Genomic DNA, 23,731 nt, shown 5'->3' with positions numbered 1-23,731 from the left:
ATAAAAATGATTAAAAGAATTTCTCTAGGATTACTGATCGCGATGATGACGACCTCTTGTGTGTCAAAGAAAATTTATAATGATTTAGAAAATAAATTTGCGGATTTAAAGAAAGAAAACAGAAGTATTTCTGATGAGAATACGGAACTTTTGAAAGCCAAAAATCAATTGGAATTAGAACGTGAAACATTAAAAGTTGATTTGAATAAAGTAAAATCAGAAAGAGATAAATTGCTGGCGGATTATGATGCTTTGCAAAACAAAATGAATGTTTTACAAGAGTCTTATAAAGCTTTGGAGAAAAACAGCAATGAAGCTTTGCAGGCTAATATGAATAAGAATCGTGACTTGTTGGCACAGTTAGATGCCAAAGGAAAAGCCTTAGCAATAGAGCAAGAGCGTTTGAGTAAAAATGCACAAAGATTGCAAGAATTAGAAGGATTGATTGCTGCGAAGGAAGCAAGCATGAGAAAACTAAAGGAAACACTTTCTAAAGCCTTGAATAGTTTTGAAGGAAAAGGATTGACCGTAGAACAAAAAAATGGAAAAGTATATGTTTCTATGGAAAACAAATTGCTTTTCAATTCGGGAAGTTGGACCGTAGGAACAGAAGGAAAAAAAGCGGTAGTTGAACTAGGAAAAGTATTGGGAGAAAACCCGGAAATTTCTGTTTTAATCGAAGGACATACTGATAATGATGGGTTTTCTAGTGCAGGACCAATTGCCAATAACTGGGATTTATCAACCAAAAGAGCAACAGCAATTGTAGCTATTTTAAGCGAAAACAGTGCAATCAACAAACAAAATCTTACAGCAGCAGGACGAGGTGAATTCTCTCCTCTAGCATCTAATGCCACTGCAGAAGGAAAAGCTAAAAATCGCAGAATTGAAATCATCTTAACACCAAGATTAGATGAAATTGCCGAAATGTTGAATGATATTAATTAAATTTTGTCCAAAGTTGAAAGTCATAAAGTCTTAAAGAATTTACTTTGACTTTATGGCTTTTGACTTTATAACTTTTATACTTTATGAAATATACTACTTTACCCAATACTGATGTGAAAGTGAGTAAAATTTGCCTTGGCACAATGACTTTTGGAGAACAAAACACAGAAGCCGAAGGTCATGCCCAAATGGATTATGCACTTGAACAAGGAGTTAATTTTTTTGATACCGCCGAAATGTATTCGATTCCGGGAAGACAAGAGACTTATGGAAGTACCGAAAGGATAATAGGAACTTGGTTTCAAAAATCCGGTAACAGAGATAAGGTGGTTTTAGCGTCTAAAATTGCCGGTCCCAATCCTAATTTTGGTTACATGCGCGATCAATTGGATTTTTCTCCTGCAAGCATAAAATACGCTTTAGACCATAGTTTACAACGCCTGCAAACCGATTATATCGATTTGTACCAATTGCACTGGCCGGAGCGCAAAACGAATTATTTTGGACAACGTGGTTTCAAAGTTCAGGAAGATGCATGGGAAGACAATATTCAAGCTGTTTTGGAAACCTTGGACGGCTTTGTCAAAGAAGGAAAGATCAAACACATCGGGCTTTCTAATGAAACACCTTGGGGTATCATGCGTTTTCTGGAAGAAAGTAAATACCATAATTTGCCAAAAATAAAAACGGTTCAAAATCCATATTCGTTGTTGAACAGGCTTTTTGAAGTAGGCTCGGCAGAAGTTTGCCTTAGGGAAAATGTAGGTTTGTTAGCTTATTCTCCTATGGCTTTTGGGGTATTGTCCGGAAAGTTTTTAACTGGCGAAAGCCATCCTAAGGCGAGAATTAATTTGTTTCCAAATTATTCCAGATACAGCAGTGCTCAATGTACCGAAGCGACCAAGTTGTACAGCGAAATTGCCAATAAAAATGGATTGACTTTGACCGAGTTGTCTTTGGCATTTATTGAACAGCAGTCATTTGTAACCAGTACCATTATTGGCGCAACGACTTTGGAGCAATTAAAAGAAAATATAGCTACTATAGATGTTGTTTTATCAGACGATATTATCAATGAAATAAACGCTGTTCAGGCCTTAATTCCTGATCCGGCTCCTTGATTTAAAGACAAAAAATCGCTAGGTTTTATAGAAGTCCCCGAAAAAAATATTTTTTTCGGGGACTTTTTTAGTTAAAAGTCAAATTCTTCATTGATCGATAAGGAATCAACTACGGTCGAATCGAGTACTTTGATTCGAAGATAAGATCTTGCCGGACCCAAAATAGGCATGGGCTGTGATTTATAAATGGTGTCGTCAATATTCAAAAGTCCTCTTCGAATCATTAGGTTTGTCAAGAAAGATTCTTGCTTTACAGCAAATTCCCTCAGTTTACCCTGATCATTAAATTGATACATGAATTTTTTGGGACTAGGGATAATTCGGGCAAGAAACAAGCATTCATTCAGGTTGAGTTCAGAGGGACTTTTTTGGAAATAAAAATGACTGGCTTCTCCTATTCCATAAACATTTGGTCCCCATTCGATGATATTGAAATAAACTTCCAACATGCGTTCTTTGCTTACGATTCGGTTATTTTCCAAAATGTAAACCAATAAAATTTCTTCGAGTTTTCGCGACAGCGTTTTTTCTCGGGTCAGGAAAACATTTTTGACTAATTGCATACTTATGGTGCTGGCACCGCGGGCAAATTTCTTCGTTTTTATGTTTTTTATGATGGATTGTTTAAAGGCTTCATTGATAAAACCATGATGCGAAAAGAACGAAGGATCTTCGGTGGTTAACACGCATTTTTTTAGATAAGGGGAAATTTGCTCAAGTGGTGTATAATTAGGGTTGGCATTTCCCACTAAAACAGGACGTTGCAATACGTCTTTTATGATGGCGCGATAAATGAATTCGCCGTTGATTTTGTTCAGGTTGGCTTCGCCATATTTGGTGATTTTTAAGTTCTCTTTTTTTAGATTACTGTTAAAAATTAATTCGTTCGGTTTGTTTTTATTGTATTCGAAATCCAAATTATAATCAAAACTTCCTTCGGCTTGCATGCCTTGAAAATGAGTGAAAAGCCCGTCAGGAAGTGAGGAAATAAGATCCTGAGCTTTCATTTTCGGGAGCGCTATTTTGAGTTTATAAATAGTGTCTTCGGAAGTTTTGTAGGCAACATAAGGGCGAAATTTAATTTTATTGAATTGTACGGTCGAGCTGCTGTCTATAGAAATAAAATCAGAGCCTAACAAAAAGCGATAATCAAATCGGGCGTTTTTGATAACGACATCTTTGCGGGCAATTTTGGGATGGTTTATTTTTAAGTTAGCGATAGAAGTGAAGCCGTCAATGCGCAATTCGCCACCGCTTCGATCGATGTTTTCAATGTTCAGTCGAATAGAGTCAAAACTGGATATTAGATTGTAGCGTTCATCAAAATAAGGAACCTTGATGGCTCCGGTATCGATGTTGAAAAAACGGATGTCTGCTTTCTTGTTTCTGGGATCGGCAAAACCCTTTATTTTCCATCGTTGTGCAAAAGTATTGGTTTGTACGTTGATGGAAGTTTCAAGTTCTTTGTCAAAAAGCTGCAATTTTTTGATGTCAATCGTCGCTTTTTTACCGTTGTCATCGAGTTTAAAAGTCAGATTTTCGATGCTCATGTCCGTCGGGACGAGATTCAAAGCTTTTGAAATAATCCTATAGGCAAAATCGGCATAATCTCTTTTGTCATTGGTTGTTGGTTGCTCGTTGTCTTTCTTTAGAAAAGCGGCAAAGTTTTTTACATCACCTTTTTGTGTCAGCTGTACCAGTCCGTTTTTGATTTCTAAGGTGCCTAATTGAACCTCGCCAAGCAATAAGTGCCAAAGATTAACAGAAGTTCTCATTTTTTGGATGCTGAACAGGGTGTCGGCGTTTTTAGGAGATAATGTTATTTCGTTAAGGCTCAGGCCGGAAATCCCTTCGAATCGGGCTTCTTTTACGCTGAGAGCGCTGTCGTATTTCTGTTCAATTTTAGTTGTAAGCCTTGCGATGGCTTGCCTTAAAAGGGAGTCTCTAAAGCCGAAAAAAGTAATTGTTATGATTATGAGAAATGCCGCGAGTACTTTTAAAAGTAAAATAATTTTCTGTTTTCCGGTTTCCATGAATTATAAGGCATTTTTAGCGGTCGCTAAGGAAGTAAATTTAGAGGAATAAGTTCTAATCTGTTTTCTTAATTTTTAACTAAAATACAAAACCGCAACGTTTTTCATTGCGGTCTTTGTTTATTGCTGCGGTTAGCCTGTTTATTGATTGTAGAATTTTTTTACTTTGGCTACGATTTGATTGGAAGTCATGTTGTTATCGGCAGTTTCAACGGATTTTAGTTTGCCCGCAATAGTCGATTTGTCTTCATTAATCTTTTTTTCCAATTTTGTTTTAGTTTCGGCCGGGCCAAAAATATAAAGCTCGTCCGCTCCGTGTACATTTGAAATAACGTCTTTCAGATAGGCGTTGGTTTGATGTTTTTTCCTCTCGTCAAATGTTTTTTGGGAATCGATATGCTGATTTCCAAAAAAACTGCCTTTATCGCCTTCTTTATCATGATAAACGCGGTTTTCTAAATCTGATTGAATTTCGGTTACGGTTTCTTTTCCTCCATTCAAAGTTACAATGATTGCTTTTGTGGAGTCAATCCAAATGCCAGCTTGCTTTTTCATCTTTTATGGTTTAAGTATATTAGACAATTTTAAATTTTAAAAGAAAAAATCATTATGGAATGTTAATCTAGCTTTAATGCTCTAAAAACAGCTATGAAACGAATAGAGACGAGCCGTTATTTTTATCAGATACTTTTACTTTTAAAGGCTTTAAATGAAAGAAAAGATTCGTATCATAAAAATACAAAATATAAATTAACGTAGGATTGAAATTAACATGTAAATAACTAATTTACAGCAATTAATGTTTTTTGGAACTTGTGTATTGGTTCCCTTTTTTGAATTTGAATAATTTTTCAACCAAAAAGCATAGTAGCCACATCTTCGATTTTGGCAACCAATTCAATTTTAATCCCGGTGTTTTTTAGGGCGATTTTGTTGTATTTGGATACGAAAATAGTAGAGAATCCTAGTTTTTCCGCTTCTTGAATGCGTTGATCCACGCGGTTTACCGGACGGATTTCTCCCGAAAGACCTACTTCGCCAGCAAAACAAAAATCTTTGTTTACAGGAATATCTTCATTCGAAGATAAAATGGCGGCCACAACGGCCAAATCAATCGCGGGATCGTCAACAGAAATTCCGCCTGTTACGTTCAGGAAAACATCCTTGGCTCCCAAGCGAAAACCGGCTCTTTTTTCTAATACGGCCAGAATCATATTCAATCTTTTGGCATTATAACCTGTGGTGCTGCGTTGCGGCGTTCCGTAAACGGCGGTGCTTACCAGTGATTGAATTTCGATCATCAACGGGCGCATGCCTTCGAGTGTGCTGGCAATTGCGGTTCCGGATAATTCTTCGTCCTTGTGTGAAATCAAAATTTCCGAAGGATTGGAAACTTCACGCAGGCCGCTACCGAGCATTTCATAAATGCCAATTTCGGCAGTGGAACCAAAACGGTTTTTTAAGGAACGCAAAATACGATAGACATGATTTCGATCGCCTTCAAATTGCAATACCGTATCGACCATGTGTTCCAGAATTTTTGGTCCGGCAATGTTTCCGTCTTTGGTAATGTGACCAATAAGAATTACGGGAATGTTGGTTTCTTTGGCAAATTTGATCAGTTCAGCGGTGGTTTCCCTGATTTGAGAAATACTCCCGGCAGTTGATTCGATATAATCAGTATGTAAAGTTTGAATCGAATCGATAATTACGATTTCAGGTTCGATAGCCTCAATTTGCTTGAAGATATTTTGGGTTTTGGTTTCGGTCAAAATGTAGCAATTATCACTCGTTGGCGTAATTCTTTCCGCTCGCATTTTGATTTGTTTCTGGCTTTCTTCACCCGAAACATATAAGGTTTTGTAGGGTAGTTTTAGTGAAATTTGTAGTAAAAGCGTACTTTTTCCTATTCCGGGTTCACCGCCTAGAAGGGTAAGAGAACCAGGAACGATTCCGCCTCCAAGTACACGATTGAGTTCGGCGTCAGTGGTGTCCATTCGGATTTCCTGAGTCGAATCGATTTCGTTTATTTTTAATGGTTTTGGAGCTGTATTCTTCGGGGAAGGCTCGCTTTTCCAAGCTACTTTTTCTTGTTTTTGTATGATTTCTTCGGCAATGGTATTCCATTCTTTACAAGCATTGCATTGTCCTTGCCATTTGGCATATTGGGTTCCGCAGCTTTGGCAGAAAAAAGAAGTTTTAACTTTTGACATTATTTTTTTGGGGTTAAGCTTTTCATGTCTTCATATTTATTGAACATCATGTCCTTAGTGAGATCGCCAATTTCTTCTAATTGAGAGGCATTTTGGTATTTGGCGGCGGCTCTTTTTGAGTCGCCCATTTTTTCATACATCAAACCTAATTCATAAGAGGCAAGCATCGATTTTGGATAGTTTTTATCGGCTATTTCGGCTAATTTATCCAATTCTCTATACGCTTTGTTTTTTAAGATAGCAGCTTCAATGGCTTTGAAATCATTTAATCTGATGAGGGGTTTTAAACCTATTTTATCGGATAAGAGTGCGTATTTTTTTATCAAATAATCTACATATCCTTCTTGGAGCACTACAATTTTTTCCGAAAATTCAGCAGAAGAGATGGGTTTGTAGCTGTCAAATATTTGATAAAGCGCATTTGGGATAGCGTGCAAGATTAGTGAATAATGTGAAGTGTCTTTAAACTCATCGTATTTGTAGTCAACTAAGGGGTTAGAAATTGATTTTAAATTTTGATCAAGTTCTTTTATGGGTTCGCGAAGTTGTTTGATATCGCCATCGGCCGAAGCTTGATAATAGAAGACTGGCTTCTTTAGTTTAGAAAGTTTTTCTGGAATACGAGTTTCCATTTCCGGAGCCATTTCCGGGCTTAAGGAAATATAGGCGTTAAATAACGGGTTTTCTTTATAGAGAAAAAAGTTTAAAAAACCGGCAGTTGTGTCGTGTCCCGCTATAATTCGAAAAGGTGCCGTACGATATTTTTTTTCAATATAAGGCAATAATTCGCTGCCAATGAATTCAAAAAAAGCGGCTCCTTTTGCTCTAGGCAAGCCTTCGGTGTCGTCGTATTGGCAATCCTCTGTTCGACTGTTTTTTTGATTGATTCCGATGATAATTGTTTCGGGTAAATCATCCCAATAAGCACCGTAACTCAGCGCGCCATAAAAAGGATCGAATAAATAGTTGCCATCGAGTAAAACAAGGATGGGGTATTTTTTTGTTGGATTGTTTTCGTATGAAGCGGGCAGACTTATGGTGATTTCTCGAGCTTCTCCTAATCTGTTGGAATTGAATAATTCGGTTTTGTTTTGTGAAAACATGCAAATAGAAAAGAAAAGTAGTAAGAATGTCTGTTTCATAATTCAGTTTTTTAGAAAAAATAGAATAGTCGTAAATAGAGTACCAATATAATACTTTAAATTAATAAAAAAGAAGAAGTTATAAACTCAGGATGGGAATCAAGAGAATAGAATTCTTGCTTTATTAAAAATTAGACACAGAAATGACCTTCAAAATACAGCTGTAAATTGAGCGCAAAAGTGGTGGTGAATAATTGTTGTTTAAGTTAAAGAATTGTCTTTTTCATTTGGAAAAATAATCCAAGGAGTAAAAGTCTTTGCTTCTTCAAAATCAATCGTAGCGTATGAAATGATGATGATGATATCGTCTTTTTGTACTTTTCTAGCCGCAGGTCCGTTCAGGGTTATTTCACCTGAATTTTTTTCACCTTTTATAGCATAGGTTTCAAATCGTTCACCATTATTGATGTTTACAATGGAAACTTTTTCACCTTCAATAATATTGGAAGCTTCTAGCAGGGTTTCATCTATAGTAATGCTGCCGATATAATTTAAATCGGCTCCGGTAACTTTTACCCTGTGTATTTTGGATTTTAAAACTTGAATTTGCATGCTACAAAAGTAAATTAATTTAATGAAATGGTATCAATCAATCTGATGTTATTGATAAAAACGGCTATAAAAGCGCGGTATTTTTGTTCCTTATTTTTTGTGGTGCAAGGAGTAAGTGTTGCTTCGTCTGCGATTTGAAAGTATTCTAGTTCAAAAGTGGGGTTTTTGGCAAAGGATTCTTCAACCCATTCCGTTACCGATTTTGGGCTGTCAGTTTGAAATTTTTCTTTTGCCTCGGTTAAGGTTTTGAAAATAAAACTGCTTTGTTTTTTTTGTTGTTCTGTCAAACGTTCGTTTCTGGAACTCATCGCAAGACCATTGGATTCTCTGAAGATTGGACAGCCTATTACGTTGACTTCGAGATTGTTCTTTTGAACCATCTTTTTTATAATTTGGAGCTGTTGGAAATCTTTCTCCCCAAAATAAGCATTGGTAGGAGTTACAATTTCAAAAAGACGTTTTACGATGGTGCCTACGCCATTAAAATGCCCTGGTCTGAACTTTCCTTCCATTTGGTTTTCTAATCCGTCAAAGTCAAAATCTTGTGATAATACTTTTCCTTCATAAATATCATCAACTGAAGGTGCGTACACTATAATGGCATCGTTTAGCTGTGCTATTTTCTGGGTGTCTTGCTCTAAAGTTCTGGGGTATTTTTCCAGATCTTCGGGGTTGTTGAACTGGGTAGGATTTACAAAAATACTTACTACTGTATAATCGTTTTCTGCCAGTGATTGTTGCATCAACGAGAGATGTCCTTGATGCAGAGCACCCATGGTTGGGATAAATCCAACAGTGGAATTTTTGGTTTTAATAGATTTTAAATAATCTATTAAAGCCACTTTTCCATAGAAAATAGGCATGGTCGTTTTATTAAAATTAAGTGCAAACATAATATATTAGTCAATAACTGCATAAATTTTTGTAATTTTGCGTGGTTTTTATTACCAATAAACTAAGTAAATTATAATATGAAAGATAAGAGGATATTATACGTATCATCTGAAGTGGTGCCTTATTTGGCTGAAAATGAGGTTTCTTTAATGTCTTACGATGTTCCGAAGATGGTTAATGATCAAGGTGGCCAAATCAGAATTTTTATGCCAAGATATGGGAATATCAATGAAAGAAGACATCAATTACATGAAGTGATTCGCCTTTCTGGGATGAATTTGGTAGTAAATGACTTAGATATGCCTTTGATTATTAAAGTAGCTTCCATTCCAAAGGAAAGAATTCAAGTTTATTTTATTGATAATGATGAATATTTCAAAAGAAAAGCAACTTTTGCTGATGAGGAAGGGGTGATGTATCCTGATAATGACGAGCGTGCTATTTTCTTCGCTAAAGGGGTGGTAGAAACGGTTAAGAAATTGAACTGGGTTCCGGATATTATACATGTTCATGGTTGGATGGCGGCTATGTTACCAATATATATGAAGCATTTTTATAAAAATGAGGCTCTTTTTTCGGATACTAAGATTGTTACCTCTGTTTACAGTCAGTCTTTCGATACTAATTTAGATCCAGAGATGATCAATAAAGTTAAGATGGACGGCGTTCCTGAAGAGGCTGTTTCTGATCTTGAAACGCCTAATTTTGAAAATATTATGAAGGCGACCATTAAGCATTCTGATGCGGTGATCATTGCTTCAAACGGTGTTTCTTCAAGTTTAACAAAATATATAGAATCTTCAGGAAAACCTTTTTTACCTTTCGTGCCAAAAGATGCGTTCGCTGAAGCGTATAGCAATTTTTATAACAACGAGGTTCTATAAATTTTAAACTTTTATTTTAAGTATGTGCAATAATTCTTTTATCAATAAAATTCTAATAGTTGCGAGCGTTCTTTTTTTATATTCCTGTGATAAAGATTATAATTCAGTTGGTGGTGATTTATTAGGCGAGAATCATTTTGACCTGAATAAGGAATTTTACGATGTCTTGGCTTACAGTCAGAAAACGGGAGCAGTACAATCAAATAATTTACCCATTAATGCTTTGGGAATTTATGATAATGCTAATTTTGGAACCACTACTGCTAATTTTGCTACTCAGCTTACTTTAGAGGCGTTAAGTCCAACAATTGGTAAGAATCCCGTTATTGAAAGTGTTGTTTTGACGATTCCTTATTTCAGTACTTTGAAATCTACTGATGAGAAAGGAGATCATGTTTATGAATTGGATTCAATTTATGGACCTGCGGATGCTAAGATTAAGTTAAGTGTGTATGAGTCAAAATATTTTATGAGAAATTTGGATCCTGTAGGAGGGTTTCAAGACGCTCAGAAGTATTTCACGGATCAAAACACTGATTTTGATAATTTGAAAGGGACTGTTCTTTTAAATGATGCTGCAGATGATGCTCAAAATAATGCATTTTTCTTCAGTCCGGCTGAGTATAAGGTGACTACAACGGTTGATGGTAAGGAAACGGTGAACAGAACTGCACCTGGAATGCGTTTGAATCTTAACGCTAATTTTTTTAAAACCAAAATAATAGATGCAGCAACTTCAGGAAAGCTTGCTACAAATGAAGTTTTTAAAGATTATTTTAGAGGTTTATATTTTAAAGTAGAGAAGTCAGGTAGTAATGCGGGAGCTTTAGCTATGCTGGACTTTAAAAAAGGAAAAATTACCATTAAGTACAAAGAAGATACTTCAGATACTGACGCGACCAAAGTTGAAAAGGAAATCGTTATTAACATGACCGGAAATACGGTGAGCTTGTTGAGTAATGATTTTACTGTTAATGGGGTTGATTATGGTGCTGCGCCAAATAAAGGAGATGATGTAAATGGGGATAAGACATTGTATTTGAAAGGTGGAGATGGAGCAATGGCTGTTATTGAACTTTTTAACAAAACAGATGTGAAAGGCTATGATGCTAATGGGAATTTAACCGGACCTAATGGTATTTCGGATGAGCTAGATGATTTGCGTAATCCTCAATCAGGCACCAGAAAGTTGATCAATGAAGCTAATCTTGTTTTTCATATTGACGAGATAATGTCAAAAAGTAAGGAACCAATGCGAGTTTACTTATATGATTTGGACAATAATACTCCTTTGGTTGATTTTTATGCAGATGCGACTACAGGTTCAAATAGCAAGAATGGTCAAGTTGTATTTGGAGGCTTATTAGATAACACAAAGGCAGGGGACGGAGTTTATAAGATCAGAATTACTAATCATGTCAGAAATCTTATTAAAGATAAGACAGCTAAAAATGTAAAGTTAGGTCTTGTAGTTACAGAGGATGTTACGGATGTTAATTTCTATAAGTTAAAGAACGCTGCTTCTCCGTTGTTGGCGGTACCAAGGTCTGCTGTTATGAGTCCTTTAGGAACAGTGCTTCATGGAAGTAATAAGCAGTCTGTTCCGGATGCCAAAAGACTGAAATTTGAAATGTATTATACGAAATCTAATTAACTAATATATGTGCGGAATTGTTGGATATATAGGCCACCGAGAGGCTTATCCTATTGTAATAAAAGGATTAAAAAGACTGGAATATAGAGGCTACGATAGTGCTGGTGTCATGATATATGATGGTGAAGACGTAAAGCTTTGTAAGACCAAAGGTAAGGTTGTGGATTTGGAAGCTAAAGCAGCTAAAGAAATTACTACTAATGGAAATATCGGAATCGGACATACGCGTTGGGCTACTCATGGAGTGCCTAATGATGTGAATTCCCACCCACATGTTTCTAATTCTGGTGAATTGGTAATTATTCATAACGGAATAATTGAAAACTATGCGCCGCTGAAAGAAGAACTAATCAAGAGAGGTTATGTTTTTCAATCAGATACAGATACGGAAGTATTAGTTAATCTTATCGAAGAGATACAGAAGAAAGAAAATATAAAATTGGGTAAGGCGGTACAAATTGCCCTTAACCAAGTAGTAGGAGCTTATGCGATTGCTGTTTTTGACAAAAAAAATCCAGATGAAATTGTGGCGGCTCGTTTAGGAAGTCCGTTGGCAATTGGAATTGGTGAGGGAGAATATTTTATTGCTTCTGATGCTTCTCCATTTATTGAATATACGTCTAATGCTGTTTATTTAGAAGACGGCGAGATGGCTAATGTCAGATTACATAAAGCGATGAAGGTAAGAAAAATCAAAGATGATTCTTTGGTTGATCCTTATATTCAGGAACTTCAAATGAATTTGGAGCAGATTGAAAAAGGAGGTTACGATCACTTTATGTTAAAAGAGATTTATGAGCAACCTAATGTAATAAAAGATACATATAGAGGTAGACTTCATGCTAATGAAGGAATTATTCAAATGGCTGGAGTTGAGGATAATTTGGAAAAATTCCTTAATGCAGATCGAATTATTATAGTTGCTTGTGGTACGTCTTGGCATGCCGGTTTAGTTGCGGAATATATATTTGAAGAGTTTGCACGTATATCTGTTGAAGTAGAATATGCTTCGGAGTTTAGATATAGAAATCCTATTATAAACAGTAAAGACGTTGTGATTGCGATATCTCAGTCTGGCGAAACAGCAGATACAATGGCTGCTATTAAGTTAGCCAAAGAAAACGGAGCTTTTGTTTTTGGTGTTTGTAATGTCGTGGGTTCATCTATTTCTAGAGAAACTCATGCGGGAGCATATACGCATGCTGGTCCTGAGATTGGGGTTGCTTCTACGAAAGCCTTCACAACTCAAATTACAGTATTGACGATGATTGCATTGCGTTTGGCAAAAGCCAAAGGGACTTTGTCTCATTCGGATTTCCATAGGTATTTGCAAGAACTTGAATTGATTCCTGAAAAGGTAAAAGAGGCTTTGGAAACCAATGAGCGAGCCAAAGAAATTGCAGCTACTTTTAAAGATGCGCCAAATTGTTTGTATTTGGGTAGAGGATATAATTTCCCGGTGGCTCTTGAAGGTGCTTTGAAGTTAAAAGAGATCTCTTATATTCATGCAGAAGGATATCCGGCAGCAGAAATGAAGCATGGTCCAATTGCTTTGATAGATGATCAAATGCCGGTAATTATTATTGCGCCAAAACAGGGGCATTATGATAAGATAGTGAGTAATATTCAGGAAATAAAATCTCGAAGTGGGCGAATTATTGCTGTGGTTACCAAAGGAGATATGCAGGTTCGTGAATTAGCGGATTATGTTATTGAAATTCCGGAAACTTCGGATGCCTTGTCTCCGTTGATTACTACGATTCCATTGCAATTGCTGTCATATCATATTGCTGTTATGAGAGGTTGTAATGTAGATCAACCGCGTAACTTAGCAAAGTCGGTTACTGTTGAATAAGTGATTTTGAGATAAATAATGAAAAGCGAGGCTATGCCTCGCTTTTTTTATGGAAATAATCGAAAAAACATATTTTTACGATATATCTCTTTTTTCTCATGAAAATTATATGTATGCATAATATATATTAATTTTTTTAACAACTTTTTAAGGATATATTCAATAATACAAAATAAATAATAAGTTAAAATAATTCAATAAAGCTGATGATAATTAAATTTTTTTTGTGTTTTTTTATTGATATCGAAAATAATTGTATTTTGGTGGTGTAAATCAATAAAATTTAACCACATGAGAATTTATTTGCTTTTTTTGTCTTTGTTTTTTTGTAGCATAAGTTTTGCTCAGAGTTCGATTTCGGGTTCGGTTGTAGATAGTGGCAATCAGGCTGTTTTTGGAGCTAATATTAAAATTGCTGGAGTGACTGCCGCTACTGCAATAACGGACGCTGACGGAAAGTTTACTTTGACTTCCTCGATGAAACCTCCTTTTGTCATTGAAATTTCATGTGTTGGTTTTGTTTCGAAGAAAATCAATATTACATCCAGTAATCAGAAAGTAAATATTGTTCTAAGCGATGAGGAAACATTACTTGATGAAATAGTAGTTTCGGCTTCAAGAACGCCAGAGCGAGTTTTAGAATCTCCTGTTACTATTGAGCGTATGGGAATTGCTGATATCAAAAAGAATGCCTCTCCAAGTTTTTATGATGGTTTAGAAAACTTAAAAGAAGTTCAAATGAATACTAGTAGTTTGTCTTTTAAATCCATCAATACTCGTGGTTTTGCTACGGTAGCCAATACGCGTTTTATGCAATTGGTAGACGGGATGGATAACTCTTCTCCATTGTTGAATTTTGTGTTGGGAAATATGATTGGTATTTCTGAAATTGATGTTCAAAGTGTGGAGTTGTTGCCGGGCGCGTCTTCTGCTCTTTACGGGGCGAATGCTTTCAATGGTATTCTATTCATGAATAGTAAAAGCCCGTTTACAAGTCAGGGAATTACTGCTTACGCTAAATATGGACAGACGGTTCAAAAGGCTGCCGGTACAAATGATTATGTGGATTATGGTGTAAGAATGGCACATGCTTTCAGTCCAAAATTAGCAGGTAAAGTCAATTTTACTTATATGAAAGGGACAGATTGGTATGCGACAAACTATGATGATAAAACCAATGTGGGTAGGGATAGAACTCATTTTAATTATGATGGAATTAATGTTTATGGAGATGAGGTTTCTACAAATCTAAACGCCGTTGCTGATGGATTGTTAGCTGCAGGCGTGATAACACCTTCTCAGTTTGCTGCTTTTGATGGAATTCTTCCTAATTATAATGTAAGTAGAACGGGTTATAATGAAACAGACCTTACAGATAATAAAGCAAGTAATACTAAAATTGACTTTTCACTTCATTACAGGCCTTTTGGTAGTGAAAATTTAGAAGTGATTTGGCAGAGTAAATTTGGTTTTGGAAATGCTGTTTACCAAGGGGCGAATAGGTATTATTTGAATAACTTTTTTATGCAACAACATAAATTAGAAATAAAAGGAAAAAACTTTTTTGTAAGAGGTTATACTACTAATGAGGATGGAGGGGATTCCTACGACATGCTTTTTACGGGGATTAATGTGAACAGACAATGGAAAGATGATAAAACGTGGTTTGGGCAATATGCGAATGCTTATGTTCAATCTACTTTAGTTGGTAAAAACCCTACAGAAGCACATTTTATTGCTAGAAATTATTCAGATTATAATATTATTCCGGGAGATGTTCCATTATCACCAGCAGCTGGAAAGCCTAGGTTTTTACCTGGCACATCTGATTTTAAAGCGGCTTTTAATAAAGTAATAAATGAAGCGAGTGTGCTTTCAGGTTCAAAATTGGTAGACAATTCGAAGATATACCATTCAGATGCGAATTATAACTTTAAAGATATTATAAAATTTGCCGAGATTCAACTAGGAGGGTCATACAGACAATATCAACTGAATTCTTATGGTAGAATTTATACGGATGCCGATGGGCCAATTTACTACAACGAATATGGAGCTTACACGCAGTTGACCAAAAAGTTTGTAGACGACAGATTGAAGTTCACAGGGTCTATTCGTTATGATAAATCAAAAAATTTCGATGGTAATGTTTCTCCAAGAGTTTCTCTGGTGTACTCAGGGGGTCAGAGTAGAAGGCATAATTTTAGAGGGTCTTTTCAAACCGGTTTCAGAAATCCATCTACGCAGGATCAATACATAGGTTTTAATGTTGGAAGCGCATTATTGCTGGGTTCGGCTCCGGATAATTTAACTAGATTTTCTGAAGTAAGAGGAAATAATATTGATGGTAGCGGTACAATATCTGCTTTTGGACAAAGTGTTTTAGGGTCTAACACTGTTGTTTTAAGTGGTTTGAATGCATACAATAACTCTTATACGGCGACATCTGTAGGACAGTTTACTGCCACTGGAAATGCTTCATTATTGAGAAAAACTAATGTAGATTATGTAAAGCCTGAAAGTGTGAAGGCATTTGAGTTAGGTTATCGCTCTTTTGTGAAAGATGTGTCTATAGATATTAATGGATATTATAATATCTATAATCATTTTATTGGGAATTTAAATGTTGTAACTCCTTATTACGGTAAGACACAGGATTCACCGAATCCGACTGTTAATCCTGCGGATCTAGGGTTTCAGACTTTAGCTGCTCTTAAAGGGGGGGATTACAGGGTTTATCAATTGTATACAAATACAGATGTAGAGATTAAGTCCCTTGGTTTTGGATTGGGTCTTTCTAAAAAAGTATATAGAGATTTTGAGGTGGGTGTGAATTATAATTATGCCGAATTCAAGTTTGATCAAGCTAAAGATCCTAGTTTCGAAGCGGGTTTTAATACGCCAAAACATAGAGCGAAAGCATCGTTTGGAAACGAAAAACTGTTCAAGAACTTTGGGTTTAACGTAAGCGGAAGATGGAACAGTGAGTATTTATGGCAATCTACAATGGTTGATGGAATGATTGATGCCGCTACAGTAATTGATGCTCAAATTAATTACAATATTCCTAAACTGAAATCAACATTAAAAATTGGTGCGGCAAATATTGGAGGTAAAGAATATACTCAGGTTTTGGGGGCTGGTTTAATAGGGCAGCAATATTTTGCTTCTTGGACAATCAATCCGTAATTTATTTTATTAGTAACATATAATATTAACAATATGATAAAAAATATCAAATGGTTGCTTTTGGTTTCTTTAACCTTTGTAGCCTGTAATAATGATGAAGTTGTAGTAGATCCAAATTCATCAGACGGTTTAGTGCTTTCGGCGGGTACTGCTAATTTTTCTAAATACGTGGCTTTAGGTGATTCCTTTGCTGCGGGCTATAGCGATGGTGCTTTATTCAAGAAAGGACAAGAAGGGGCTTATCCGAATGTTATGGCGCAACAATTTGCATTAGTGGGCGGCGGAGCTTTTACAACTCCGTTTATGGCCGATAATATTGGAGGTTTTTTGTTTATGGGTAATGTGGCGGCTTCTCCGCGATTGTACTTTAATGGAACTGGGCCTGTGACTGTTTCAGGAAAGCCAACAACCGAAATAACGACTCACTTAACGGGTTCTTTTAATAATATGGGATTGCCAGGTGCTAAGAGTTTTCATCTTGTTACTCCGGGTTATGGAACTTTAAATCCCTATTTTGGACGATTTGCTTCAAGTGCTACCGCTACAGTTTTGGCTGATGCGACTAATCAGGAAGCGACTTTCTTTTCTTTGTGGATAGGAGGTAATGATGTGTTGACTTATGCTACCTCTGGAGGTATTGGGGTGAACCGCACTGGGAATACTAATCCGGCTACTTATGGTACTAATGATATAACGGATCCTAATGTTTTTGCAGGTGCTTTTACTACACTGGTAACTGGTCTTACGGCTAAAGGGGCAAAAGGGGTTGTGGCTAATTTGCCTTATATAAATACATTGCCTTATTTTACTACTGTTCCAACAAGTCCTTTATCGCCTACGGCTTTGGGCGGTGCAGCAGGTGTTGCTCAGATTAATGGTTTATATACTCTTTTAAGAACCGCTTTGGGTTCGGCTGATGCAGGAAGAATAGGTTTGCTTTCGGCAACTGCAGCTAACCCTTTGTTGATAAAAGATGAGAGTTTGGTTGATAAAGCGCCTCAGATGATTCCTGTCTTAAAAGGTTATTTTGCTCAACAGGGCGATCCTAATGCTGAAACAAATGCTGCGGTATTTGCTTCAATTTTTGGCCAGGCCAGACAAGCTACTGTGGGAGATTATGTGTTGCTTACTACTAGTAGTGTTATAGGTTCTACCGTTCCGGGTGCGCCTTCGACAATCAATAAATTTGGAATTACCTACCCTTTACAAGACGGTCATGTTTTAACTGCTGACGAAACAATGCAGGTTAAAACTGCTACAGATGCTTATAATTTAACTATTAAAGCAGCGGCAGATAGCAAAGGATTGGCATTTGTAGACACTAAAGCGATTATGGATAAACTGGTAAACGGGGGAATCACTTCAAATGGTTTTACGGTTACTAATGTTTTTGTAACGGGGGGCGGGTTTTCTTTGGATGGGGTTCATCCTAGTCCAAGAGGATATGCTTTAATTGCCAATAAATTTATAGAGGCAATTAATATGACTTATGGTTCAAATTTAAAAGGAGTTGACTTAGGGGATTATAGAATATTATTTCCAAGTTCGCTTTAATTTAAGCATCTTGTTATAGGAAATAAAAACCGTTCGGCGAGAGTCGAATGGTTTTTGTTTTTTCATCGCTTTATTGGGTTTGTTTTGTGTTTTTGAATAATACTTTAATTTTTCATTTATTTTATTTAAAAATTATTGATTTATTATTTTTAAAAATTATCTTTGCACTCTGAAAAAAGCGTCTAATCGATATGTTTCGATTGATTTTATTTCATAAACCTAAATAGCTATTTAATAAATACATAAGTAATGTCAAAAGTAATAGGAAAAGTTGCCCAAATCATTGGTCCAGTAGTTGATGTAGTTTTCAACGGTAAAGATGTTGAACTTCCAAAAATTTATGATTCATTAGAAATCACAAAAAAAGACGGTACTTTGTTAGTACTTGAAGTGCAATCTCACATTGGTGAAAACACCGTTCGTACCATTTCGATGGACTCAACAGATGGTTTGAGTAGAGGTTATGAAGTAGTTGGAACTGGAAATCCAATTCAAATGCCAGTTGGTGCAGATGTTTATGGACGTTTATTCAATGTTATTGGAGATGCAATTGATGGTTTAGGAAACTTGCCAAAAACAGGAGAAAACGGAATGTCAATTCACCGTCAGGCTCCAAAATTCGAAGATCTGTCAACTTCATCTGAAGTTTTATTCACAGGTATTAAAGTAATCGATTTGATTGAGCCTTACTCAAAAGGAGGGAAAATTGGATTGTTCGGTGGTGCTGGTGTTGGTAAAACAGTATTGATTCAGGAGTTGATCAATAATATCGCAAAAGGTCACGGTGGACTTTCAGTATTCGCAGGAGTAGGAGAAAGAACACGTGAAGGAAATGACTTGCTTCGTGAGATGTTAGAGTCAGGAATTATAAAATACGGTGATGAATTCATGCACTCTATGGAAAATGGAGGATGGGATTTGTCAAAAGTAGATATGCCAGGAATGAGAGAGTCTAAAGCTACTTTCGTTTTCGGTCAAATGAATGAGCCACCAGGAGCTCGTGCTCGTGTAGCACTTTCAGGATTATCTATTGCAGAATATTTCCGTGATGGAGCTGGTTCTGATCAAGGGAAAGATGTATTGTTCTTTGTGGATAATATCTTCCGTTTTACACAAGCAGGTTCTGAGGTTTCGGCACTTTTAGGTCGTATGCCATCTGCGGTAGGTTACCAACCAACATTGGCTACTGAAATGGGAGCGATGCAAGAACGTATCACCTCTACAAACAAAGGTTCTATTACATCTGTACAAGCGGTTTACGTTCCTGCGGATGACTTAACTGACCCGGCTCCGGCTACAACATTTGCTCACCTTGATGCAACAACAGTATTGTCTCGTAAAATTGCTGAGCTAGGTATTTACCCAGCGGTAGATCCTTTGGATTCTACATCAAGAATTTTGACTCCACATATCTTAGGAGATGAGCATTATAACTGTGCACAAAGAGTAAAAGAAATTCTTCAGAAATACAAACAATTGCAAGATATTATTGCGATTCTAGGTATGGAAGAATTGTCTGAAGAAGATAAATTATCAGTTTCCAGAGCACGTCGTGTACAACGTTTCTTGTCTCAGCCGTTCCACGTTGCTGAGCAATTTACAGGTTTGAAAGGAGTTTTAGTTGATATTAAAGATACCATCAAAGGATTTAACATGATTATTGACGGTGAATTAGATCACTTGCCAGAATCAGCTTTCAACCTTAAAGGAACTATCGAAGAAGCTATCGAAGCTGGAGAAAAAATGTTAGCAGAAGCTTAATCTATTTTAAATGTTGAATTTTGAATTATAAATTAATTTAAAATCTGAAATTTAAAATTTAAAATAAATAAAAATGATTTTAGAAATAGTATCACCGGAAGCATCTTTGTTCAAAGGAGAAATAACATCTGTATCTGTACCTGGAGTAGATGGAGCTTTTCAAATCTTGAATAATCACGCGCCTATAGTTTCATTGCTTCAAAAAGGAATTGTAAGTATTACGGCAGCAAGTTTTAAGTTCAGTAAAGAAACAGCTGCATTGTTCTCGAAAGTTAACGATCAGAACTATACTCTAGCTATTTCTTCAGGGACTATTGAAATGAAAGATAATAAAGTGATTGTTTTAGCGGACTAAGGCAATTCAAAATAAAAACCAAGAGTCACACAGCAATGTGTGACTTTTTTTTTAATTATTCTGATATGAAGAAAAGTGTTTTTTTAGTATTTGTTTTGGGTTTAAGCTATACGGTTAGTTTAGCTCAAAATCGCATAAAGATAGATTCGTTACAAGAAGTGGTTATTTCATCCGGTAGGATTGATTTGCCTTTCAAAGAGAATTCCAGAACAATTCAGTTGATTACTGCCGATGATATAAAAAAATCCGGAGTGTCTAATGTTGCCGACGCTTTACAGCAAATAGCCGGTATAGATATAAGACGTCGCGGTACTGGCGGAATGCAGGCTGATTTATACATACGTGGCGGAAGTTTTGATCAAACGCTGCTACTTATAGACGGGATTAAGGTAGATGATGCTCAAACGGGGCACCATACGATGAATTTAGCTTTGCCGATTGAAGTTATTAAGAGGATTGAAATTATAAAAGGGCCAGCGGCTCGTGTATTTGGTCAAAATGCTTTTACCGGAGCTGTGAATATCATTACAAAAGATTCGCTTGATAATGACGCTTCATTAGGTATTCAGGCGGGTTCTTATAGTCAGATTAGTGCTGCCGTTACAGCAGGAGTTAGTTTGAATGAAAGCAGTCATATTTTACATTTTTCAAAAAACACTTCTAATGGCTATCGCTATAATACAGATTTTGACAATCAGAATTTTGTATTGAAGAGTACTTTTAATAAAAATGAATTGCCAATAGCGATGTTGATTTCTCTTTCGGAAAGAAACTTTGGGGCAAATGGTTTTTATTCTTCGCCAGCAGCTATTAATCAGTATGAAAGGACTAAGGCTAGTTTAGTTGGTTTTTCGACGGTTATTAATAAAGGTAATTTTACCTGGAAACCAAAGGTGTATTGGAGACGTAATGAAGATGAATATATTTACATTAGAAACAATCCGTCTGTTTACAGAAATTTGCATATTTCAAACAAAATTGCTGCGGAATTAAATGGATCATATACATCCAATATCGGCGTTACGGGCTTTGGTGTAGAAACTGCTAAGGTGTTTCTTTCCAGTAACAATCTAGGGGATAACAATCGTTTTGTAAGTACTTTGTTTTTAGAGCATCGTTTGGGATTGTTCAATAACAAGTTTGATGTTACTCCCGGAGTAGCGGTAACTTATTTTTCTGACTTCAAATTTTTTGCTTTTCCGGGTGTGGATATTGGCTATCAATTGCTTGATGATCTTAGGGTTTATGGTAATGTGGGTTATACCTATAGAATTCCAACTTTTACCGATTTAAATTATGAATCACCAAATACTATAGGTAATTCAAACTTAGAGCCGGAAAAAGCGTTTTCGCAAGAAATTGGTTTGAAATGGAATAGCTCAAGTTTTAATGTTTCTGCGGCGGTATTTAATCGCAATTCGAATCATTTGATTGATTATGTAAAAATGCAGATTACGGATCCTTGGCAAGCTCAAAATATTCAAGATGTTACTACCAAAGGCTTCGAAACCCAACTGCTTTATAAGTTTGATCTTAATTCATTTACTCAGAAGATACAGTTTGCTTATTCTTTTATAGAGAATGATGTGAAGCAAAGTGCCTATAATTTCTCACAGTATTCTTTGAATTCATTGAAGCATCAGTTTGTGGGAAGTTACAATATGCAGTTTTTTAAAAACTTCACCAATACTATTTCGTATCGTTATGCGGAACGAACCAGTGGAAACCCGTATTCGCTTGTAGATCTTGCGGCTTCTTATAGTGTATACGCTTTTGAGTTTTCTTTATTTGCTAACAATATTTTCAATACGGAATATACAGAGACAAATTTGGTTCCCATGCCAAAAGGTAATTTATTGTTTGGAATGCGATATAATTTCAGATAGATAATGACAATCTAAATGTGAAATCCCATATTATTGTCAGACTTTTTTATATTTTCGGCATATGAAATGTTTTCCAAAATCATTACAACAGAAACTGAATCAACGAGAGCAAAACAATGCTTTGCGAAAGCTCTCATTGTCTAATGATTTAATTGATTTTGCATCGAATGATTATATTGGATTTTCAAAAAACAGATCCATTTTCGAAGAAACGCATCAGTATCTGATTGCAAATGCTATTCTCCAAAACGGTGCAACGGGTTCTCGATTGTTATCCGGAAATCATAAAATCTATCAAGAAACCGAAGATTTCATCGCCAAATTCCATCAAACTGAAAGCGCCTTGATTTTCAATTCGGGCTATGATGCCAATGTTGGGTTTTTCAGTTCGGTTCCGCAAAAAGGGGATTTTATTTTGTATGATGAATTGTGTCATGCTTCAATCCGGGACGGAATCCAATTGTCTAACGCCAAAGCTTATAAATTTGGGCATAATGATTTTGAAGATTTGGAAAAACTGATTTTACGTTGCCGTGATTTGCAGAATAAGGGCGTGATGATAAATGAAATTTATGTTGTTACGGAATCTGTTTTTTCAATGGACGGTGATACGCCAAATCTTGAAGAATTGGCTCAGCTTTCTAATAAATACCGGGCTAATTTAGTCATTGATGAGGCCCATGCGTTGGGTGTTTTTGGTGATCAAGGCGAAGGATTGGTTCAAATGTTAGGTTTGCAAGACCGCGTTTTTGCCCGAATTATGACTTTTGGCAAAGGTTTGGGTTGCCATGGTGCTGCGATCTTGGGAAGTCAGGAATTAAAACAATATTTGGTCAATTTTGCCCGAAGTTTTATTTATACCACGGGGCTTTCACCACATTCTATTGCGACAATTCTAGTTGCTTTTCAGTTTTTAGAAAAAGAAAAACAAAATATTATTGCGCTACGAGAGAATATTATTCATTTCAATCAAGAAAAGAATATGTTGGGTTTAAAACCACTTTTTGTGCGAAGCAAATCGAGCATTCAATCGGCTATTATTCCAGGTAACGAAAAGGTAAAAACAATTGCCGGTCAACTGCAGGAAAAAGGTTTTGATGTGAAAGCAATTTTGTCTCCAACAGTTCCTGAAGGGCAGGAACGCCTGCGATTCTGTCTGCACAGTTATAATTCAAAAGAAGAAATCTCAGAAGTCTTAGCTTTGTTGAGTACTTTTGCCTTTTAGCCACGGATGCCACGGATTTAAATTTTTAAATAACAGTTTATGACGGAGATTTTACACAAAGAATTAACGGAATCAATTTTAAAGATTTTTTATGAAGTTTATAATGAACTGGGCCATGGATTTCTTTAGAAAGTGTATCAAAACGCAATGTATTTGGAATTGAAATCACAAGGTTTTAAAGTTGAGACTCAAAAACAGATTAAAGTGCATTATAAGGGTGAACTTGTTGGAGATTTTTTTGCAGACTTGTTAATTGAAGATTTAATCATATTAGAATTAAAGGCTTGTGATGGGTTAATGAAAGCACATTATGCGCAAACTTTAAACTATCTAAAAGCAACAAATATTGAAATTGGGTTATTATTAAACTTTGGAGAAAAACCTGAAATTAAAAGACTAATTTTTACAAACAACAGAAAGAATTAAAAAAAATCTGTGTGAATCTGTTAAATCCGTGCTATCAGT

At 36.0% G+C, this 23,731-nt stretch carries 18 protein-coding genes; 12 read left to right on the top strand and 6 right to left on the bottom strand.

The genetic code is table 11. The features are described 5' to 3' along the window. Positions 1-6 precede the first annotated feature (6 nt). Positions 7-948, top strand: coding sequence for an OmpA/MotB family protein (locus tag BUB25_RS03555; protein ID WP_072940991.1), 942 nt, complete (start codon positions 7-9; stop codon positions 946-948). 83 nt (positions 949-1,031) lie between these two features. Next, positions 1,032-2,069, top strand: a complete 1,038-nt coding sequence (locus BUB25_RS03550; protein WP_072940085.1) for an aldo/keto reductase — start codon at positions 1,032-1,034, stop codon at positions 2,067-2,069. A gap of 71 nt (positions 2,070-2,140) precedes the next feature. Here the strand turns inward: BUB25_RS03550 and BUB25_RS03545 are convergent, their stop codons facing one another. The 6 genes from BUB25_RS03545 to panC form a co-directional block, all read right to left on the bottom strand. After that, complete coding sequence (locus tag BUB25_RS03545) at positions 2,141-4,102, bottom strand: transglycosylase domain-containing protein (protein WP_072940082.1); 1,962 nt, start codon at positions 4,100-4,102, stop codon at positions 2,141-2,143. 141 nt (positions 4,103-4,243) lie between these two features. Then, positions 4,244-4,657, bottom strand: coding sequence for a hypothetical protein (locus BUB25_RS03540; RefSeq protein ID WP_072940079.1), 414 nt, complete (start codon positions 4,655-4,657; stop codon positions 4,244-4,246). A 296-nt stretch (positions 4,658-4,953) separates the two neighbouring features. Further along, positions 4,954-6,315 carry a DNA repair protein RadA gene (gene radA, locus BUB25_RS03535; protein ID WP_072940076.1) on the bottom strand — a complete coding sequence of 454 codons (1,362 nt, stop codon included), beginning with the start codon at positions 6,313-6,315 and terminating at the stop codon, positions 4,954-4,956. Continuing rightward, a complete protein-coding gene (locus tag BUB25_RS03530; protein WP_072940073.1) occupies positions 6,315-7,457 on the bottom strand; it encodes an alpha/beta hydrolase in 1,143 nt (380 codons plus the stop codon). Before BUB25_RS03530 ends, radA begins: the two co-directional genes overlap by 1 nt. Before the next feature lie 201 nt (positions 7,458-7,658). Then, positions 7,659-8,009 carry an aspartate 1-decarboxylase gene (panD, locus tag BUB25_RS03525; RefSeq protein ID WP_072940070.1) on the bottom strand — a complete coding sequence of 117 codons (351 nt, stop codon included), beginning with the start codon at positions 8,007-8,009 and terminating at the stop codon, positions 7,659-7,661. Between the two features lie 14 nt (positions 8,010-8,023). After that, positions 8,024-8,902 (bottom strand): pantoate--beta-alanine ligase, encoded by an 879-nt coding sequence (panC, locus tag BUB25_RS03520; protein WP_072940066.1) that lies wholly within the window; start codon positions 8,900-8,902, stop codon positions 8,024-8,026. A gap of 78 nt (positions 8,903-8,980) precedes the next feature. Here panC and BUB25_RS03515 point away from each other — a divergent pair, with 78 nt between their 5' ends. From BUB25_RS03515 to BUB25_RS03470, 10 genes are all read left to right on the top strand, one after another. Next, positions 8,981-9,787, top strand: coding sequence for a glycogen/starch synthase (locus BUB25_RS03515; RefSeq protein WP_072940063.1), 807 nt, complete (start codon positions 8,981-8,983; stop codon positions 9,785-9,787). A gap of 22 nt (positions 9,788-9,809) precedes the next feature. Beyond that, positions 9,810-11,441 carry a BamH family beta-barrel-assembly machinery protein gene (locus BUB25_RS03510; protein WP_072940060.1) on the top strand — a complete coding sequence of 544 codons (1,632 nt, stop codon included), beginning with the start codon at positions 9,810-9,812 and terminating at the stop codon, positions 11,439-11,441. Positions 11,442-11,448: 7 nt separating this feature from the next. Beyond that, positions 11,449-13,296 carry a glutamine--fructose-6-phosphate transaminase (isomerizing) gene (gene glmS / locus BUB25_RS03505; protein WP_072940056.1) on the top strand — a complete coding sequence of 616 codons (1,848 nt, stop codon included), beginning with the start codon at positions 11,449-11,451 and terminating at the stop codon, positions 13,294-13,296. Positions 13,297-13,587: 291 nt separating this feature from the next. Next, entirely contained in the window at positions 13,588-16,485 is a 2,898-nt protein-coding gene (locus BUB25_RS03500; protein WP_072940053.1) for a TonB-dependent receptor domain-containing protein, read from the top strand. Between the two features lie 33 nt (positions 16,486-16,518). Next, entirely contained in the window at positions 16,519-18,039 is a 1,521-nt protein-coding gene (locus tag BUB25_RS03495; RefSeq protein ID WP_072940049.1) for an SGNH/GDSL hydrolase family protein, read from the top strand. A 249-nt stretch (positions 18,040-18,288) separates the two neighbouring features. After that, positions 18,289-19,800 (top strand): F0F1 ATP synthase subunit beta, encoded by a 1,512-nt coding sequence (atpD, locus tag BUB25_RS03490; protein WP_072940046.1) that lies wholly within the window; start codon positions 18,289-18,291, stop codon positions 19,798-19,800. Positions 19,801-19,873: 73 nt separating this feature from the next. Continuing rightward, complete coding sequence (locus tag BUB25_RS03485) at positions 19,874-20,155, top strand: F0F1 ATP synthase subunit delta/epsilon (RefSeq protein ID WP_072940043.1); 282 nt, start codon at positions 19,874-19,876, stop codon at positions 20,153-20,155. 65 nt (positions 20,156-20,220) lie between these two features. Beyond that, positions 20,221-22,041, top strand: a complete 1,821-nt coding sequence (locus BUB25_RS03480; RefSeq protein WP_072940040.1) for a TonB-dependent receptor plug domain-containing protein — start codon at positions 20,221-20,223, stop codon at positions 22,039-22,041. Positions 22,042-22,102: 61 nt separating this feature from the next. Continuing rightward, positions 22,103-23,266, top strand: coding sequence for an aminotransferase class I/II-fold pyridoxal phosphate-dependent enzyme (locus BUB25_RS03475; protein ID WP_072940036.1), 1,164 nt, complete (start codon positions 22,103-22,105; stop codon positions 23,264-23,266). A 132-nt stretch (positions 23,267-23,398) separates the two neighbouring features. Further along, a complete protein-coding gene (locus BUB25_RS03470) occupies positions 23,399-23,692 on the top strand; it encodes a GxxExxY protein (RefSeq protein WP_262496838.1) in 294 nt (97 codons plus the stop codon). Positions 23,693-23,731: the final 39 nt, after the last annotated feature.

The sequence above is a fragment of the Flavobacterium granuli genome (assembly GCF_900129705.1).
Taxonomy (GTDB): domain Bacteria; phylum Bacteroidota; class Bacteroidia; order Flavobacteriales; family Flavobacteriaceae; genus Flavobacterium; species Flavobacterium granuli.
The sequence above is the reverse complement of the archived record's forward strand: the minus strand, read 5'-3'. Positions and strand labels throughout refer to the sequence as shown.